A 15,447-nucleotide genomic window follows, 5' to 3' on the forward strand; every position below is an offset into this window, starting at 1 on the left:
CAGCTGCATTGATGGCATGTTAAAAGAAAGTTTAATTCAGCCTTTTGCCTGGAGCATCCAACGGAAATCTATGCCGGAAGATCCCGGGCGAATCCGATATTGATAACCGGCATCAATCATTGCCTGGTGAACCTGCGCCTTGTTTATCTTTGCTCCGGGATCGATGCGCAGGATGGCATCGTACACTTCATCTGTGGTGAACCAATGAGTTGCATGGCGGGGGTCGGGTGCCGGTTTGAATGATGCAGACAGGGCTGCGATGTGGATACTAATATCTGTTATTTTCTGTTCTTGTTCTTTATTTTTCATTTTGTACCTCCTTTTGGTCATTAAGTGCTAACGTTATTTGTTCCTGTAATTCTATAAGTTCTTCTCTGGTACACATCAGACCATCATTGCCATACATACTAATTTCGTATTGTTCCAAGTTTTTTTTGCCACCAGAATAATAACTGTATTTTAAGACTTTAAATATAGGGTTACTCATGTGAACCTCCTTTCTCATTTTCAGCAAGTGCATGCTGCAGGCATTCTATAAGTTCACGCACCTCATCAGCCGTAAGGCTCTCCATTTCGTACTCCCCGTCATGAGAGACATTATATAAGTATGGGCTTTTATCCGCACCGGAGTACTTGCATTCTGCGGATACAAAAATGTTACAATCGGCTACAGAAGATCGTTTGCTCATTTCGAGCCTCCTTTCCGGCACTTCTTTGCCTTGTAAACGCACAATGCAACGGCGATGACCAGCGGCGGAAACACCAGGCTGGCGCACGTCCAGCCGATGGCACGGAAATACCATTTGTCAGCTTCGGTCTGGACTTCGCAGTCTGGAGCCAAAGCACGGTAGTACTTGCGCTGGAGGTTATTGACTTGCTCGGTAAGAGCATTAACAGATTCGCCTACGGCAGGAATGCCGGAAGCAGGCACGTTAAGAGTGCCAGATAATTGAGTTTTCATACTGTATGAGTTTAGCGTTTAGGCAGAAAAACGGCTGCCAATTCCCGTGTCGCTAAACTCATACAGATTCCGCCCGAAAGCAAAAGTGTAATGGGAAAGGCAGCCGCCTATTTCGTATGTATCATTTTACTGACGTCAGTAAAATGGTCTATGTATGGGCATAAAAAAAAGCCCATCGTATTTCGTGAGCATTGACCGAAGCTCGCGGTACGGATTACTCTCCGTATGAGTTTAGCACTGCAAAGATGGGAGTTTATTTTGAAATGGCAAAAAGAAAAGCGGAGTTTTTGCTCCGCTTCTCTACATACACCACTTATTCCTTAAAAGTAGCCAAACCATAAATGAACAAATATAACAAATATCTTTGTACTAACAAAGAAAAGGCTTCCACGAGATGGAAGCCTTTTTAATCAGAGGGAAGAATAATAGTGTTCAATTAATACTCAGCGTTCTTTATCCGAACTTAACCCTCAACTTTTGGTGTTTTTAAAAACGATGCCCCTTTAGCAGGATGGCACTTTTCTTTATACGTTCACTTAGGTCTAACAGACCATCAGCTAATGTATTTATTTCTTCTGGTGTGAATGCTGCAGCTTTGGAATTAACATGATATCCATTCATTCGCTGGCTCAACCAAGAACGTGATTTCTGAAAATATTCTTCCGCAATATATGACCAGGTTACAGCAGGAATAATATCATTCAGTACTCGCTTGAAATGGTACTCCCTTATTAATGCCTCCGACTGCCGGATTGTTTCTTTGGCATTATCAGCAAGAACCTCTCCGAATTCACGTTTTTCTTCTGCTGTTTTATCCGCTAAGGTTTGAGCTATTTTACCCCGAAATTGCTCTCGTTGCTCATCCGTATCCAGCTGAAGAAATTCATTCAACAAATCATCAATTTCTCTTTTTGCACCCATAATCATTTCTTATAATAAGTTTTTAAAGCACCCCCTCAATTCATGAGGGGGTTAATGTTAGTCTTTCAGTTGTTTGAGGAGTTCGATCAACTTATCCAGTTGAATATCAATCAGCCTCTCTAACTCTCTTTGTGGAAAGCCTTGTTTTATCAATTCTTCCTCACTCAGAGCATAAAACAGCAAGCATCGCTTTACATGTTCTATGTGAGCCTTTAGCTCATCCTGATTGTCAAACATCGCTTTAAAAACACTGTGCAAATATAATAAATATTTGTTTATTAGCAAAAGTTATGGCAAATAAATGTGCTTATGAATTGATTATTTAACATTTACATAACCATAAGTAAACTCCCACTTATTAATAGCCTGAGAAAGCGCAACATACCTTGCCTTATCCTCTTTATCCAATAGTTCCATATCTCCCAAGACAGTACCTTTTGCAATGAGTTTTTCCATCTCTTCTTGGAAAGCATGAAACTCCTCTTCTGTTTTAATTTTCATATTGTTGGTATTTACAAGTCTGCCTTATACAAAAGCCGTTGCTGCCTTTTTCAATTTATTAGCCACATCGTTCAGGGCATCAGCCAGTTGATGCAGTTCACCGGGAGTGAACGTGGCCGTTTTGCCATGCACTTCGTTCCCGTTAATGCGCTGATGCAGCCATGAAGCCGACTTTCCAAAATAAGTCTTTGCGAATTCTGATACAGAGATGAACGGCAATGTTTCAGACAAGATTTTGCGCACTTCTATTCTTTGCTTCAAAAGCTTTATATCCTCAATATCCTTATGTATTCTGGCAAAGTCCTCCGTAACAGCAGCTTGAAATTCTGTTTCATCTTCCGGACGTATTGAGTCAAAAAAGGCTTGCATTTCGCGCTCTGCCTTTTCTTTATCGGCTCCCTTACTTTTGATGCAAGCCTCTTTCAGTCTGAAAAATTCTTCTTTTACTCCCATAGCTTCTAAGTTTTAGGTGATACATATAAATGAATGAAGATAAGGAAGCCGCCTGACCGGGCAGCTCCCTCTTTCTACCGGAATGCGGAAAGACGTTGAATCTCCAATTTGAGACATTCTATTTCAGCATCCAGTACCGATTTTCTATATCCCAGCCCGATAAGCCGGTGATAATTTCGGAGGTAGTAGTTGAGATTCTCGATCAACTCTTCTACCCGCGCTTTTAGCGCTTCTTCATCAGTCATTCAAAGAGCTCTTATTGATTGACAGTACAAAGATAAAGAAATTATTATCACCTGCAAAATGTTTAGATAATAATTTTATTATCAACCTGCAAAATAGTATAAATCGCCCATTTGCATAGATGCGAAATGACCTTTCATTCAATATTTAAATATTTGTATAACTTTAAATCTTCCAGAAAATGTTCAGGGGAATCGGCGCGGATTACATTTCCGGTTTGGTCATGGAAACGGTCGGCAAAATGGTACATGTATTCCTGGTCGGTGCACTGGCTGTCAAAACGGCTGCTCTCACGGAGTTTGGTTACAAAATCGGCGGCGCAGGTGGCGGTAATTTTACCGCCGTCCTGCAAAGTGTAGGTTGTTGTCATTATTATGCTAATTTTTTGGTTCTGAGTTTGAAAAATATTTTTTGGTCGGCGGTTAAAAAAGGAATGTTCGCAAGGGAGCATCCGGGATTAACCATGCCTTGTTTTGCAAAGGTAATCATGTTTGCGGCAAAGCGTATCCAATTCTCCATTTTTGTGAAGTTGGTTGTACCGCCATGCTGGCGAAATTCAACCGTGCGGTGGCGGGCGTAGGCTTCAAGGTTCAGCTTGTGGTAGCGGTCGTTTCCAAATGCCCGGCGAAGGTCCTGGATGGTTTGCGCTTCCCGAATGCGGCTTTCTGAAATACCTGAAAGACGTTTACAGTAGGTGTTATTGCGGCGGGTATTCGGCATGAAAGCGTCGATTACAGGTTCGAGGTGGCGGTAGGTTATTGCCAGGTTGCGCCAAGTTTCAATGGTGAAGTCTGCAGCGTCCATGTGGATGTGCAGGCCGCAGCTGTTATTCACCTTTACATCGCAAAAGTCAAGTACCCAGCAGACTTTCTGAAGCTCCTGCAATCCGGCTTCTCCTTCCAAAATCGGGCTAACCAGTTCGAAAGTGTCGTTTCCGCTAAGGCTTCCGTCTGATACAAGTTTCCAGTGGCTGCGGGTATCGTGGTTGTAACCCTCAACTGCTACATCGATTCCGGCCTCGCGAAGTTCGCGGGCAAGGCGGTGTTTGTCGCAGTTATAGGCTTCAATCTCGATGCCGAAGCGGCGGTTGAAGGTGTAGTCTATTTCCGGGATGGCTGTTGCAGCTACAGGTTGTTGTTGATTGAAAACGCCTGCCTCAAGCATCTTCTTGTAAACGTTCTGTACGAAACCGTAGTTCCCGTTGGTTACCAAGTCGGCTACCTGGCGGCGGGTTAAACCTAAAAGAAGCAACTGTTGTATCTTTGCTGTTTTCGTTATGCTCTGATTGAGAATGTTTGTAACTTGTTCGTTCATAATGCTTTACCTTTATTATTGTACAGCTAAGGTAACACTATTAACGCACATGTCGTAGCAATACCGTCTTTATTATCAGCTACTTAGCTTTGTTTAGCTTGAGATAAAAAGTGATTATTTTCTACGGAAATAGCAGATGCCTGCCGCTACAAGGGCAAAAACGAGATAGGGAATGAACGGCCGGTACCAGGGCAGATGTTTTATTTGGTAGGTGGCATCTTCCGTCTTCTTCTCCGCCAGGTGCTCGGAAACGGTGTCGGAACTACAGGCAATCCGGCTCTCCTCGACCGTTGAAGCGGCTTTGGCGGCAACGGAGAAATCCAGGTCGGCAACGGATTTTACAGGTCCGTGCCCGGTTGTATCCGCCGGTTCCGGCGGATAGTATTCGATGACCCGTACGCGGAGCCGGGCATCCTGCTCCGCCAGTTTGCGGGTGAGCCTGTTCCTGATGTCGATGGAATTACTGTTGGTTTCTTTCAGATATTGTATGGATGCATCAGCGTGCGAGGACCCCGACCGCGAGCTCCGGCAGCCGGCGGCCAGGAGAGGCAACATAAGCAACACAAGGAAAAAGTTCGTTACCGCTTTCATGACCGTATCACTACATTGCGTAAGAAATTGCTGAATTCGCTCCGCACATCGAAGCAAGGGCAAGCCTTGATGTATTCCGCCGGCTCCACCTCGCCGCTGCCGTCCAGGTCGGGCGATGTGTCGCGGTGGCCCAGCAGTTCCACGATCGGGTACTCCTTGCAGAGCTTCGCCACCAGGTCGCGCAGGGCATTCTTCTGGGCTTCCGTGCGGGTATCCGCCGGTTTGCCGGCGGCATCCAGCCCGCCGATGTAGCAGATGCCTATCGAGTGCTTGTTGTACGACACGCCGGAGAAACCTTTCGTGCTGCAGTGTGCCCCGTCTGCGGACAACGGGCGTCCGTTCTCCACCGTCCCGTCCAGGTCTATCACGAAGTTGTAGCCTATCCGGCTGAAGCCGCGTGCCCGGTGCATGCGGTCGATGTCCTTGGCCCGCAGGTCATGCCCGGCACGTGTGGCGGAGCAGTGGACAATAATGGCGTCAATGGTTTTCATCTTTCTTCTCCTCCCTTTTAAAAATCCGTAACTGATACCGGTAGTCCACCCCGAACAGCGCGCCGGCAAAAGTGCTGACTTCACCGTAGGCCACCAGTACCGAATTGTCTATTTCTCCTGTCGGCTCCACCCAGAAGCCGCAGAATATGAGCACCATGCCGGCAACCGAAAGGAACACGGCCACTGCGAGCTGGATGGTGAGTTTAGCTTTGGTTATCCTCATAATAAGCCTTCTGTCTTTTTTTTTATGCTAAGATAGCGGGGACGGCGTCATCGGACAAAGGACGCTTTTATGCCAAACAGGTCGGGGGTCTCCGCAGAGAGCATGAGCGTCCACCCTATCGACTTGAACTCCGCAGAGACGAAGGGGACGATGTCTTGCTTGCCGTCAATCCTCCCGCCCCACGGCAGCGCTCCTTGCTCCGAGTCCTCCACAAGCCTTTTCCGGCAGGCGGCAAGCAGGCGCAGCGTCTTGTCCGAGGCGATGCACGCCTCCATGATGTCGGCATTGTCCGGCACTTTCATGGCAACGGTGACCGCCAGTTTCTGCACGTCGGCAACGGAGTTGCGCGCGTCGCGGGTGGAAGCGAACTCTCCGAAGTCGACGAACAGGTAGCTGCCGGCAATGCCGTCCACCCGCTTCTTCACGTCATCGTACGACTGTCCGAAAACGAGGCTCCCGATGCCGGGCAGCAACGGTTCCGGCATGCCGTTCACGTATTCCAGCAGCTCCGCATATTCGGTATACGGGCTTTCTCCATTGGCAAACATGGAGAGCACCCCCTGCCTTTGGGGATACCGGGCAAAATATTTAAATAACTGTAGTATCATACTATCCGGTTGATTATGTGAATGGGCAATCCCGTTTCCTTTTCAATATCCACACTCTCCATCTTGGCGGCATGCAGGCTGCGCACGGTGTCTATGAGCTTTTTCCGGAGGATGGTGAGATACTGGATGACGTTCATCTGCTCCACCTTGTCGATGTCGCCGAGCCCGTCTGCGCTCAGGTTGTAGAGCGACTCCAGGGCGCCGGTGGCAATGGCGGATTTCCTCGTTTCTCCGGCTGCCGTGAGCAGCCTGAACGGCGTCTTTGTGAACAGGTAGTTCACAAACGCCTGGAAATTGAAGGCAACCGCCGCCAAGGTGCTTTCCGGAACGCCGGCAAACCGTTCCGCCAGTGCGTGCGCCCTTTCCGAAGAATATTTCTCCGGACAATACAGTATGGCGGCAAGCAGCGGCAGCTTGTCTTTGGCACAGCCTGACAGCGCTTTGGCCTCGATGAACTGCAGCGCGGTGAGCGAGCAGGTCAGGTGCCCGTATCTCGTGTCGATCCTGTAGCCGCTGTAGAACGTGTCGTCTATCTCGACAAAAGGCACCAGCTGCTTGCAGAAGCACGAATCCACGGTGTAGCGGTAGTCCAGCTTCATAAGATATTTGGATATCGTGATGCCCGGCAGCCGGTGCGGAGGGATGCGCTTGCACAGTTTCCGGGTCTCGTCGTCCAGCTCGCGGAGCGCGTCGTCGTTGTCGGGATATTCGATAAGGAAGGGAAACGTGATTTGTCCGGCAAGCCACGCAAGGTTCTGGTATGCCGTGTCGTGCCTGATTTTCTCCATGTCCCACCCCATTGTGCGGCACACATGGCGCACGCGCACCATGCCGACTGACAGCCGCCCGGCTGCCATCTCCTCTATATCCCGGATGAGCGCGGCATAGAGATAAGGATCCAGCTTTTCCCATGAGTTGGAAATGCCGTATTCCTCGCCCCGCACCATGAATCTGATTGTGTCTTCCATCATGCCATCAGGTATATTTTGTCGTCAGGACGGTTAAACGATGTCTCGGTGTCGACGGAGCTGCCGGAACCGGAAGAAAGTATAAGATCGATGTCCGTCAGGGAACTCTTCACTTCGCCCGCCAGCGATGCCGCCAGGTCCAGCATCCTGTCCTGTTCGTCTTTCCCCGAGCGGCCGGCTGTCGTGTCGTCGAACAAGGACCGGATGGTCGGCGGAAACTCAATGATGTCAAATCTTCGCAAGGCTATCGCAACCGTCTGTTTTGCCAGGCACCGTTGCAGCATGGCGGCAATCTCCCCGTTTTGGGCGGAACGTTCAAAATAAGCGCCCATGCCGCCGTCCAAAGCTTCTTTTTGCAGAGGGATTGTACGGAAGAAAAACAGATACGACATGTCAATGGGATATAAGGAGTCGAACTCATCGGCGGTTTTTATTCTTAAAGCCGACAGCATCTTGCAGTAACGGGTCTCTTTCCACCTTTCAGACACATTTTTTCCTGAGGACAACAACTGTATAAGCGTATCCATCGCATTGAAATAGTTGTCCGTATATGCCCGCCGCATGGCTTCCTGCTCGTGCTTGTATATGTCGATTTCGTTTTTCCGGCGGCTGATGACGTCGAATATCATCTGCTTGGCAAGTGTCAGGTTCGCCATCGCCGAGCATAACGCTTCTTTGGGCTCTCCGGCTTTGCCCGCCACTTCATCGTACACCTCTTTGGACAGGATGATTGAAATCTGCTTTCTGGCAGAAAGGGCGGATGAGTTCAGGTCCTGGAAGCTGACGTTGCTTTCGAGATACGGGGAATACTTGCGGAACTCCGCTACGGTGGAAAACAGTTCTTCTAATATGATCATGATTGTTGGGTGTTAAGTCTGTCTTTGGGTGAAACCTCTTCCTGGCGTGCCGGCACTTCGCGGTAGTAGCCGATGCGGTAGCCCCGGGCATACAGCTCGGGGAAATTCACCGATATCGCCAGGTTGAACGGTTCGGAACATATCTCGTCTTCGGAAGAGAGGGACATGATGTAAATCAGGTAATTGTAGTATGCATCCGCCCCCGATTTGGAGATGACCCCGTCCTTGCTCACGCTCGATATGGACGAGTCCAGCCCCACGCTGGAGAGCAGCACCTCGTCGGCGCGCTTGTCGTAGGATATCAGTGCGTCGATATATTCCTTATACTTCAGGTCCACGGTCTCTATCTTCCAGCGCTCTTCCTCGCCCTGGCTGTTCTTGAAGCTGATGGTGGCGTATGCCTTGCCCTGGTTGCCGGCTCCGGACAGGTAGCCCGATATCTTCCGCAGCTCCGCCTGAAGAAACCTGATCAGCGTCGACTCCCTGAACTCCGTGCCGATGTCGATGCCGTTGTATTGCATCAGTTTCCCGCCGTTCTTCTGCAGCTTCTTGTTTTCGTCGCACAGCTTGCCTATCTGCGTGCGCTTGGACTCTATCCAGGCATTGGGAATCACGATATGGATTTTGGCGGCAAGCGAGTTGCGCAGGAACGAGTTGATGTAGTCTGCCGTTTCGTTGGAACCTTTGATGTAGGCGCGTGTGCCCTGGTGCGTCTCGTTCACCCCGTAGAAGTCGTCGACGGATTTCTCCCTGTGGTGGGAGATTGCCGCATACTTGTATGCGGCAACCGCCGCCGGGTCGAATTTGGGATATATCCTGAAGGTGGATGTGCCGCAGCCCCAACGCCCCACCGCTATGTGCCCGAAATCCTTGTAGCAGACCACGTCGGTTGCCACATCCCGCTTGGTGGTGGCAAGGCGGCAGTGGCGGTTCTCCATGGCTTCGAGCCCGGCTATGGGGACGGCGCCCCTGCCCTTGCCCGCCGTGAAGCGTATCTTCACGAAGAAGTCGTAGAAGTAGTAATAGTTCTTGATGACTGCCTTGGCAAACTCCTTGTAGTCGCACTCTATGCCGCGCTGTTTCCAGCTGTTGAGCCAGCCGGTGATTTCGGGGCAGTCCACCCACTCTTTCACCAGTTTGCCGCCGGTTATCTTAGGCATGTATACGGTGGGGCCATGTCCATACAGCATTTTTATTTGCTTGCTTATCAGCCGCGGCAGCAGGCGGTTCTTCTTTATGTCCGCGGCAATCTCCTCGCACTTGCGGTTGTTCTGCCCGCGGCTGCACACCTGGAAGCCCCGTATGCTTTGCCACCGTGGCTCCGTGGCATAGTCGTCCGCCGGCGTGGCAAATGCCGGGTCCGTGCCAAGCAGCGAGGCACGCGGGGTGTCTCCTATTTGGAAGGATATCACGTTGTCTTCGTCCAGATAGCAACCGTAGTTGCCTATCATTTTCAGGTCGTTCTTGCTCATAGCCAGTCTATTTTATGTAGTTTGAATCCGTCTTGCGGAAAACCCATGTAGCGGATAAGGATGCGGTAGCACATCTTGGGGTCGCCGTTGCCGTCGGAGAACAGGAACAGGTTGTCACCGTCTATGCCGAAGCGCTCTTCCGGCAACTGCGTACGCCATCTGCACCCTTCCTTTACGGTGAGCCGGGGCACCGCCTCTCCCCGCTTCCTCGAGCAGGGGAAGAAGGCGATGGTGAAGCAGCCGTCCGGCAGCTTCGACAGTTCCCTTGCCCATTGCATGGCATGTATGCCGCTCAGTGTCGTTTCCATGCCCCGAAAATAGGCTGTTTCCGCCTGCCGGAAAAGGACGCGCGGCAGGCTCCCCGTCATATTTCCCGGGCGGCGGGGCGGGTGCCTTGCATGCCGTTCCTTCAGCGGTGCGTCAAGGTTCGGCCGGCACGTCGGGACTCCGTTTTTGTTTTCAAAATATCAAATATCTGTTTATTAGCCAATTAAGTGTTATTTCGATGTCAAACGGTGTCATTATTATACTTCCGGCGGAAAGTTTTCCGGTAGAAACAGGCTGTTATATGGATATATTATCCGGTAAATTATCCGGCATTGAGGATAATTCGCTTTGAACTTTATTGCCGTACCTGCCAAAAAGCAGGTAAATAAGCGCGCTGGGCAGCTGCGTGGTGAGTCCCGCCTGCTGCTTCAGCGGCACTTTCCTTTCCGAGGTCTTGTCCAGCTCTATGCGCCCTTCCGTCTTCTTCAATGGCGACAGCATGATGGCGCTGCACAGGTTCTTGCACTCGTTTTCGTCAATCAGCACTTCGGGCAGGGTGTTGCTTCGCCCGCCGAACATGAGAAGAAGCAATTTGAATTGTTGCCAGTAGTAGATTGTAGGCTGTCCCTCGTTCATCAGTTCCACCTCGAAGCCGTAGCTCTCCAGTTCCCGCTTCAGGGCGCGGCTGTCGGTGGTCACCTGTTCCAGCTCTTCGCGGCGTTTGTTGCCGGCGCGGTCCGGGTAGAGGATGATGCGTTTGTTCACGGCATCCGTACCGAAAAACTCGTAGAACTGGCGTGCGAGTTCCGGTTGTTCTTCCGGATAACAGCAATAAAACTCCTTGATGATACGGAGTCTACGGCCATATTCTTTTTCCTGACCTACAACCAGGCTGGAGAAATGACCGGGGTCATACCCAACTAACAATTCATCCCGTTTATCATAGTGTAATAAATAGCGTGCAGTAAGGATAAAGTGCTCCCGCAAGTCCAACCGCAATATAGACTCGTAGATGTAGCTGTCGGCATACTGGTGGCGCTCCTTGTTGTAGTTGGCGAAGAACTTGTTGATGACCTCCTTGTGGCGGATGGCGCATATCGAGGTCAGGAACTCATCCATATCCAAAGTTTCAAGCTGTGTCTTGAAAAACTTCGGACCAAGAATGTCTTTGTTGCAGAAGGAACTGGCACGGATGTAGAGGGTGGCGTTACGCCGCATGTCTGCCAGGCGGGGCTTCCATAGGGCGATGATGCGCTCCTGCCTGATTATCCCAAGGCGGATACGCTCCAAGGTGACGGGGTTCGTGGTTTCTCTCTGTGAATTTAACAGCTTGTATTTTTGATAAATAGCTTCATTTACATGAAGTGCCACTGTAGATATTTCTTCCAGAAGTTTACGATCCATGTGACGTTCGTATTCCTCAAACCAATCATCTTCTCCCAAATCAACACGTGCCGTATCAGATACACCTGTAATACCTTGGTAATATGGAGAACGGCGGATTTCGGCATTAGCTCCACGAAGGGAAGGAAACAAACGGGTCTTCAATTTTTCTCCTTTATTGTGTTTCATCTCCTCAATAATGGCATGGACTGCAGAACGGCCGGCTACAGATTCAGGCTGATCAGAACTGACCAGCTGGATATGATGCCCGTCACGAAAGACAACGGAGTGCTTGGGGTATGAGATTGGATAACGCGGCCTGCGGAAATGTGATGGCAGCTTCGCTTCCCCCACCACGTAGTCAATGCCATACTCAAGCATCGGGCGGACTTTCCCGCCTACTGTTACTTCTTTGGAGAAATAGGCTTGCAGATTTGGCCATACATTGGTCATCAAAGCAACGTAGGTTTTATGCACTAAGAAAGATAGTTCTCCCGGCATGTCATTGGCCACACGAATAATTCGTGGTCCGGTAATACCCTCTGTTTTTCCGCCTGCACGCGCCACTTCGGCAAAGACGTTGTTCGAATCAATCACGTTCACCAGTATCTGCATTTGGTTCATGTAGTAGCGTTCAAAGCTGTTGCTGTGTTCCGTTTCCATATTGTGCGGGTGTTATTCTTCGTTCAGTTCCTCGTATTCGGCTTCCGCGATGTCGGCATCGCGCAGCAACCGTTTCTTTTCCGCCTTCTCGATGGGCAGGCTGTCTATCAGGTTCAGGTAGAAGCCCTTGTTGTGCTTGGCGGCAATCTCCTTGAGCGAGGCTTTGCTGTAGCCCAGGTCTTCGGGGGCGAGTTCGGGCGAAATCAGGAAGACGATGCCAAGGTTACGATCAGCTTCAGCAATTTCGGAAGCCCGACGGCGGCATTCTAAAGCGGCAGCATAACATTTGCCCTGGTTCTTGTAATCTCCGGCAGCTGCACATAATTTGGCAAGGTCTTCATACTTATCGGCGTAGTTAGACTCCCACACTTTGATAGATACATTATTGTCTATATTAAAATAATTGATAGCTGCATAAATACGAGCCTTGCAAGTCCGTTCATCCACATTGATGTGTTGTTGGGCATTGATGCGCTGGCGCAGCTGCTTGGCGGCACGGGTGATGTTACGTTCGTACTCATAGATTTCGGCAGCCCATTGCAGCTGTTTCAAAAAGACTTGTACTTCCGCCGGAATACCATTACATTTCCCGGTAGTGAGAAAAGCTGATATCAGGTCAGGATGTATCTTATCAAGAGCGTCAAACTGTGTCATATTCCAAAAAGTTTATTTCTTAAGTCCTTTACAATCCGTTCTTGCTTCCGGGTTTCCAGTGTTTCAATAGCTGGCACATCTCCAGTTTCGGCTTTCTTGGCAAGTTCTGCATCAATATTATATTCACCAAGGGCACTACCATTACGGTAAGCATCATAATAGACGTCTCCAGGCATTGCAATGCGAATACCGAGAGCTATTTTTTCTTTTCCACGTAACCCAAGCAAATTACAAATGCGTTCGGGAGAATATCCCAGTGCGCCAAATGTGCGCACTTGAGATACATATTCATCTCCTAACAAGGTGATCTTATCAACATCAGAAGTAGGTGTTATACCGTTATTCATATTCTTTTTCAATTTCATTGATAAACTTGTATATCTGAAATATCACCTGCGGAACCATAGCGTTTCCATAGGCTTTTATAGCCTCAGTACGCCATTTTACATAAGGATTTCTCCTATGGGTATAGCTGCTTCCTTTATAAACGGAAGTAAGATCCAATAAGTCGGAAATCCCATCATTTCCTCCACAAATAGGGGGTTGAGTTGGGAAGTTCTCCCAGTACCGTAGTCCGCATGCATCTCCCCTCTTAAACTCGCTCTTTGAAAAGCGGTCTGTTTCCGGGTTGAACCTCCCTTCCAATCTGAGGCTGTCGGTGTATTCATCAAATGGAATATCCTTCCGAGTCCGACACTTCCGTTCGTTCCGTTCTGATTCACTTTCCGAAATGTCCCGTTCTTTGTCTGGATAAACTGATCGTTCTGTCCGATTACTGCACCAATGGAACTGTCTGCCGCTTGAGGAGTAGGAAGAAGAACTCCATAGACCAGTTGGCTGTATAGGCTGTTGTACGTTGTCCCATTCTTGTATCCTTTTTTGCGTGTTCTCTCTTTCAATTTCTCCGGAGGTTCGCAACGTTGAACAGTTTTCGGTGTTTGTAACAAATTCATTTGGATATATTCTGCTATCCCGACTTGCTTGCTGTTCGGTCCTCTTTTTTTGTAATCTGAAGTTGTTATTGTAGGCAATAAACCAGACTCGATCTCGTCTATGGGGCGCACCGACGGCACAAGCCGGAATAACCATCGGTTGGACATCATATCCTTCGGCTTCAAGGTCTTTGCAGATTGTTTCGATGACGAACTCCTGCTCAACCGTACACTCCGAAGAGGGCAAGCCTTCCATGTTAGTCTTTTTGCCGGGCTGTACCATTGAGAGGATGCCAGCAACATTCTCACCAACAACCCAAGGTGGTCGGACTTCCCGTATGACACGTTTAAACTCAGGCCAGAGGTAACGGTTATCTTCCGCTCCTTTTCTCTTTCCTGCCACACTGAACGGTTGGCATGGAAATCCTCCTGTAAGGACATCAATTTTTCCTTGCCATTTTCTAAAATCTGTTTTTGTGATATCGTCATAACTTGCTGAATTACTAAACCAATATTTAAGAACTTGTTTGCAAAATGGGTTAATCTCACAATGAAAAGCATTTTCCCAACCTAACCAATGTGCAGCCAATTCCGGCGCACCTATCCCACTGAAAAGTGAAGCGTGTCTCATTGGGCTATAATTTTAGCTGTTTGTTCCACATTCAATACCTTGCCGCAGCGTTCCAACTTGATTAGCTGTTCTGGGAACATAGTACGATATCTATGAATAGTAGCCGTAACATAACGTGGATCGATCTCCATTGCATAACATACACGGTCAATTTGCTGACAAGCCATAAGCGTTGACCCAGATCCGGAGAAGAAATCTACCACGACCTGACCTGAAGTACTGGAGTTTGATATCGGATAAGCCATAAGAGCAATTGGCTTCATTGTCGGATGGATAGCATTGCGCTGAGGTTTGTCGAAATTCCAAACAGTGGTTTGTTTACGATCAGAGTTCCATTGATGTCCGGCACCTGGTTTCCAACCATAAAGACATGGTTCATGTTGCCATTGGTAATCTTGCCGTCCCATGACCATGGAATTCTTCACCCATATACAACATTGTGCGATTTTAAAGCCGGCTTTACGAAGCGATGCACGAAAATTTTCCCCTTCACTATCTGCATGGAAAATATAATAAGATCCCCCTGGTTTAAGTACTTCATACATAACTGAAAACACTTGCTTAAGGAATGTGGCAAACAAATCGTTCTCCATAGAATCATTTTGAATAGTAAGTTCCGCTTCTGTACCCCCTTCGTAATTTACATTATACGGTGGATCCGTAACACATAGATCTGCACGCTGCCCATTCATCAGGGTAGTGACATCAGATTTAGAACGGCAATCTCCACACATTAAACGGTGATTTCCAAGTAACCAAACATCTCCCAGCTGGGCGAAAATCCCTGTGGTGTCTTCTGATGACGGAATAGCAAAATCGACATCATCTTCCATAATACTGTCTGATTCATGTTCTTGGGCAAACAAAGGTGATACCCCAAAGTCCATAGTCTTCACTTCATAGCCAAGATTAAATCGCTGAAGTGTATCGGAGTCAATATTATATTTCTTGAATAAAAGCGTATCCGGATTTTTAGTGGCAAATTCAGAATTATAAGCTGCAATTTCTTCTACAGCTTCTTTCTTGCTTGCTGCAAAAATGGGTTCATAAGGAATTTCCGGGATTGTAAATCCGGATTTACGCAATGCGAGCAGTGCTTTTCGCCTCTGATGGGCATCAATAATCCAGAGCTTGCCATCCGGATCCTGCCAGGCTTTGAATGCATACTTGAAACCGCGTGTAATAATGAGCATCTGCAGTTTCGATAACTTATCAGGATCAGATTTCTTAAAATCTTCCTGAAGCTCTAAGAACGAATCCAGCGGGGCAGTAGGTAAACCACCCAAATTAAATACTTCTATTAGCTTTTCCATT

23 protein-coding genes are annotated in these 15,447 nt (G+C 48.5%); all 23 read right to left on the reverse strand.

All coding sequences use genetic code 11. The annotated features are described in order from the left end of the window. Positions 1-36 precede the first annotated feature (36 nt). Positions 37-309: a 5-formyltetrahydrofolate cyclo-ligase gene (locus tag QZ327_RS04945; protein WP_294617626.1), complete on the reverse strand. Its 273-nt coding sequence runs from the start codon at positions 307-309 to the stop codon at positions 37-39. Further along, a complete protein-coding gene (locus QZ327_RS04950) occupies positions 299-487 on the reverse strand; it encodes a hypothetical protein (protein WP_294617628.1) in 189 nt (62 codons plus the stop codon). The genes QZ327_RS04945 and QZ327_RS04950 overlap by 11 nt, the downstream gene beginning before the upstream one ends. Continuing rightward, entirely contained in the window at positions 480-689 is a 210-nt protein-coding gene (locus QZ327_RS04955) for a hypothetical protein (protein WP_294617630.1), read from the reverse strand. Before QZ327_RS04955 ends, QZ327_RS04950 begins: the two co-directional genes overlap by 8 nt. Further along, the gene (locus QZ327_RS04960; RefSeq protein WP_294617632.1) at positions 686-961 is read right to left on the reverse strand and encodes a hypothetical protein; all 276 of its coding nucleotides are present in this window, start codon (positions 959-961) and stop codon (positions 686-688) included. The genes QZ327_RS04955 and QZ327_RS04960 overlap by 4 nt, the downstream gene beginning before the upstream one ends. Positions 962-1,447: 486 nt before the next feature. After that, positions 1,448-1,882, reverse strand: a complete 435-nt coding sequence (locus QZ327_RS04965; protein ID WP_294617634.1) for a DUF5053 domain-containing protein — start codon at positions 1,880-1,882, stop codon at positions 1,448-1,450. A 318-nt stretch (positions 1,883-2,200) separates the two neighbouring features. Next, positions 2,201-2,383, reverse strand: coding sequence for a hypothetical protein (locus QZ327_RS04970; RefSeq protein WP_294617636.1), 183 nt, complete (start codon positions 2,381-2,383; stop codon positions 2,201-2,203). Between the two features lie 24 nt (positions 2,384-2,407). Continuing rightward, positions 2,408-2,836, reverse strand: a complete 429-nt coding sequence (locus QZ327_RS04975; protein ID WP_294617638.1) for a DUF5053 domain-containing protein — start codon at positions 2,834-2,836, stop codon at positions 2,408-2,410. 74 nt (positions 2,837-2,910) lie between these two features. After that, on the reverse strand, positions 2,911-3,081 hold the full coding sequence (locus QZ327_RS04980; RefSeq protein ID WP_294617640.1) for a hypothetical protein: 171 nt from the start codon (positions 3,079-3,081) through the stop codon (positions 2,911-2,913). 134 nt (positions 3,082-3,215) lie between these two features. Continuing rightward, the gene (locus QZ327_RS04985) at positions 3,216-3,449 is read right to left on the reverse strand and encodes a hypothetical protein (RefSeq protein ID WP_294617642.1); all 234 of its coding nucleotides are present in this window, start codon (positions 3,447-3,449) and stop codon (positions 3,216-3,218) included. 2 nt (positions 3,450-3,451) lie between these two features. Next, a complete protein-coding gene (locus QZ327_RS04990) occupies positions 3,452-4,393 on the reverse strand; it encodes an amidoligase family protein (protein WP_294617643.1) in 942 nt (313 codons plus the stop codon). 114 nt (positions 4,394-4,507) lie between these two features. Then, on the reverse strand, positions 4,508-4,984 hold the full coding sequence (locus tag QZ327_RS04995) for a hypothetical protein (protein WP_294617645.1): 477 nt from the start codon (positions 4,982-4,984) through the stop codon (positions 4,508-4,510). Continuing rightward, a complete protein-coding gene (locus tag QZ327_RS05000) occupies positions 4,981-5,475 on the reverse strand; it encodes an N-acetylmuramoyl-L-alanine amidase (protein ID WP_294617647.1) in 495 nt (164 codons plus the stop codon). Before QZ327_RS05000 ends, QZ327_RS04995 begins: the two co-directional genes overlap by 4 nt. Next, entirely contained in the window at positions 5,462-5,698 is a 237-nt protein-coding gene (locus QZ327_RS05005; protein WP_196051903.1) for a hypothetical protein, read from the reverse strand. Before QZ327_RS05005 ends, QZ327_RS05000 begins: the two co-directional genes overlap by 14 nt. 47 nt (positions 5,699-5,745) lie before the next feature. Then, on the reverse strand, positions 5,746-6,306 hold the full coding sequence (locus QZ327_RS05010) for a hypothetical protein (RefSeq protein ID WP_294617650.1): 561 nt from the start codon (positions 6,304-6,306) through the stop codon (positions 5,746-5,748). Next, positions 6,303-7,277 (reverse strand): hypothetical protein, encoded by a 975-nt coding sequence (locus tag QZ327_RS05015; protein ID WP_294617652.1) that lies wholly within the window; start codon positions 7,275-7,277, stop codon positions 6,303-6,305. Before QZ327_RS05015 ends, QZ327_RS05010 begins: the two co-directional genes overlap by 4 nt. Further along, positions 7,274-8,131 (reverse strand): hypothetical protein, encoded by an 858-nt coding sequence (locus tag QZ327_RS05020; RefSeq protein WP_294617654.1) that lies wholly within the window; start codon positions 8,129-8,131, stop codon positions 7,274-7,276. Before QZ327_RS05020 ends, QZ327_RS05015 begins: the two co-directional genes overlap by 4 nt. Then, positions 8,128-9,603 carry a hypothetical protein gene (locus tag QZ327_RS05025; RefSeq protein WP_294617656.1) on the reverse strand — a complete coding sequence of 492 codons (1,476 nt, stop codon included), beginning with the start codon at positions 9,601-9,603 and terminating at the stop codon, positions 8,128-8,130. Before QZ327_RS05025 ends, QZ327_RS05020 begins: the two co-directional genes overlap by 4 nt. Beyond that, positions 9,600-9,911, reverse strand: coding sequence for a hypothetical protein (locus tag QZ327_RS05030; RefSeq protein WP_294617658.1), 312 nt, complete (start codon positions 9,909-9,911; stop codon positions 9,600-9,602). The genes QZ327_RS05025 and QZ327_RS05030 overlap by 4 nt, the downstream gene beginning before the upstream one ends. A 256-nt stretch (positions 9,912-10,167) precedes the next feature. After that, positions 10,168-11,916, reverse strand: coding sequence for a hypothetical protein (locus tag QZ327_RS05035; RefSeq protein ID WP_294617660.1), 1,749 nt, complete (start codon positions 11,914-11,916; stop codon positions 10,168-10,170). Positions 11,917-11,928: 12 nt separating this feature from the next. Further along, positions 11,929-12,570: a hypothetical protein gene (locus QZ327_RS05040; protein WP_294617661.1), complete on the reverse strand. Its 642-nt coding sequence runs from the start codon at positions 12,568-12,570 to the stop codon at positions 11,929-11,931. Further along, positions 12,567-12,935: a hypothetical protein gene (locus QZ327_RS05045; protein WP_294617662.1), complete on the reverse strand. Its 369-nt coding sequence runs from the start codon at positions 12,933-12,935 to the stop codon at positions 12,567-12,569. Before QZ327_RS05045 ends, QZ327_RS05040 begins: the two co-directional genes overlap by 4 nt. Next, positions 12,910-14,133, reverse strand: coding sequence for a DNA cytosine methyltransferase (locus QZ327_RS05050; RefSeq protein WP_294617664.1), 1,224 nt, complete (start codon positions 14,131-14,133; stop codon positions 12,910-12,912). Before QZ327_RS05050 ends, QZ327_RS05045 begins: the two co-directional genes overlap by 26 nt. After that, complete coding sequence (locus QZ327_RS05055; protein WP_294617666.1) at positions 14,130-15,446, reverse strand: site-specific DNA-methyltransferase; 1,317 nt, start codon at positions 15,444-15,446, stop codon at positions 14,130-14,132. The genes QZ327_RS05050 and QZ327_RS05055 overlap by 4 nt, the downstream gene beginning before the upstream one ends. Position 15,447: the final 1 nt, after the last annotated feature.

The sequence above is a fragment of the uncultured Bacteroides sp. genome, assembly GCF_910578895.1.
GTDB lineage: Bacteria > Bacteroidota > Bacteroidia > Bacteroidales > Bacteroidaceae > Bacteroides.

What these genes read in the sequence shown, in the direction of transcription:
- QZ327_RS04985 (WP_294617642.1), bottom strand. Translation starts at nt 3,449, where the DNA reads ATGACAACAACCTACACTTTGCAGGACGGCGGTAAAATTACCGCCACC.
- QZ327_RS04970 (WP_294617636.1), bottom strand. Translation starts at nt 2,383, where the DNA reads ATGAAAATTAAAACAGAAGAGGAGTTTCATGCTTTCCAAGAAGAGATG.
- QZ327_RS05000 (WP_294617647.1), bottom strand. Translation starts at nt 5,475, where the DNA reads ATGAAAACCATTGACGCCATTATTGTCCACTGCTCCGCCACACGTGCC.
- QZ327_RS04995 (WP_294617645.1), bottom strand. Translation starts at nt 4,984, where the DNA reads ATGAAAGCGGTAACGAACTTTTTCCTTGTGTTGCTTATGTTGCCTCTC.
- QZ327_RS05015 (WP_294617652.1), bottom strand. Translation starts at nt 7,277, where the DNA reads ATGATGGAAGACACAATCAGATTCATGGTGCGGGGCGAGGAATACGGC.
- QZ327_RS04960 (WP_294617632.1), bottom strand. Translation starts at nt 961, where the DNA reads ATGAAAACTCAATTATCTGGCACTCTTAACGTGCCTGCTTCCGGCATT.
- QZ327_RS04950 (WP_294617628.1), bottom strand. Translation starts at nt 487, where the DNA reads ATGAGTAACCCTATATTTAAAGTCTTAAAATACAGTTATTATTCTGGT.
- QZ327_RS05005 (WP_196051903.1), bottom strand. Translation starts at nt 5,698, where the DNA reads ATGAGGATAACCAAAGCTAAACTCACCATCCAGCTCGCAGTGGCCGTG.
- QZ327_RS04955 (WP_294617630.1), bottom strand. Translation starts at nt 689, where the DNA reads ATGAGCAAACGATCTTCTGTAGCCGATTGTAACATTTTTGTATCCGCA.
- QZ327_RS05040 (WP_294617661.1), bottom strand. Translation starts at nt 12,570, where the DNA reads ATGACACAGTTTGACGCTCTTGATAAGATACATCCTGACCTGATATCA.
- QZ327_RS05050 (WP_294617664.1), bottom strand. Translation starts at nt 14,133, where the DNA reads ATGAGACACGCTTCACTTTTCAGTGGGATAGGTGCGCCGGAATTGGCT.
- QZ327_RS04975 (WP_294617638.1), bottom strand. Translation starts at nt 2,836, where the DNA reads ATGGGAGTAAAAGAAGAATTTTTCAGACTGAAAGAGGCTTGCATCAAA.
- QZ327_RS04990 (WP_294617643.1), bottom strand. Translation starts at nt 4,393, where the DNA reads ATGAACGAACAAGTTACAAACATTCTCAATCAGAGCATAACGAAAACA.
- QZ327_RS05045 (WP_294617662.1), bottom strand. Translation starts at nt 12,935, where the DNA reads ATGAAATTGAAAAAGAATATGAATAACGGTATAACACCTACTTCTGAT.
- QZ327_RS05035 (WP_294617660.1), bottom strand. Translation starts at nt 11,916, where the DNA reads ATGGAAACGGAACACAGCAACAGCTTTGAACGCTACTACATGAACCAA.
- QZ327_RS04965 (WP_294617634.1), bottom strand. Translation starts at nt 1,882, where the DNA reads ATGGGTGCAAAAAGAGAAATTGATGATTTGTTGAATGAATTTCTTCAG.
- QZ327_RS05020 (WP_294617654.1), bottom strand. Translation starts at nt 8,131, where the DNA reads ATGATCATATTAGAAGAACTGTTTTCCACCGTAGCGGAGTTCCGCAAG.
- QZ327_RS05055 (WP_294617666.1), bottom strand. Translation starts at nt 15,446, where the DNA reads ATGGAAAAGCTAATAGAAGTATTTAATTTGGGTGGTTTACCTACTGCC.
- QZ327_RS05010 (WP_294617650.1), bottom strand. Translation starts at nt 6,306, where the DNA reads ATGATACTACAGTTATTTAAATATTTTGCCCGGTATCCCCAAAGGCAG.
- QZ327_RS04980 (WP_294617640.1), bottom strand. Translation starts at nt 3,081, where the DNA reads ATGACTGATGAAGAAGCGCTAAAAGCGCGGGTAGAAGAGTTGATCGAG.
- QZ327_RS05025 (WP_294617656.1), bottom strand. Translation starts at nt 9,603, where the DNA reads ATGAGCAAGAACGACCTGAAAATGATAGGCAACTACGGTTGCTATCTG.
- QZ327_RS05030 (WP_294617658.1), bottom strand. Translation starts at nt 9,911, where the DNA reads ATGGAAACGACACTGAGCGGCATACATGCCATGCAATGGGCAAGGGAA.
- QZ327_RS04945 (WP_294617626.1), bottom strand. Translation starts at nt 309, where the DNA reads ATGAAAAATAAAGAACAAGAACAGAAAATAACAGATATTAGTATCCAC.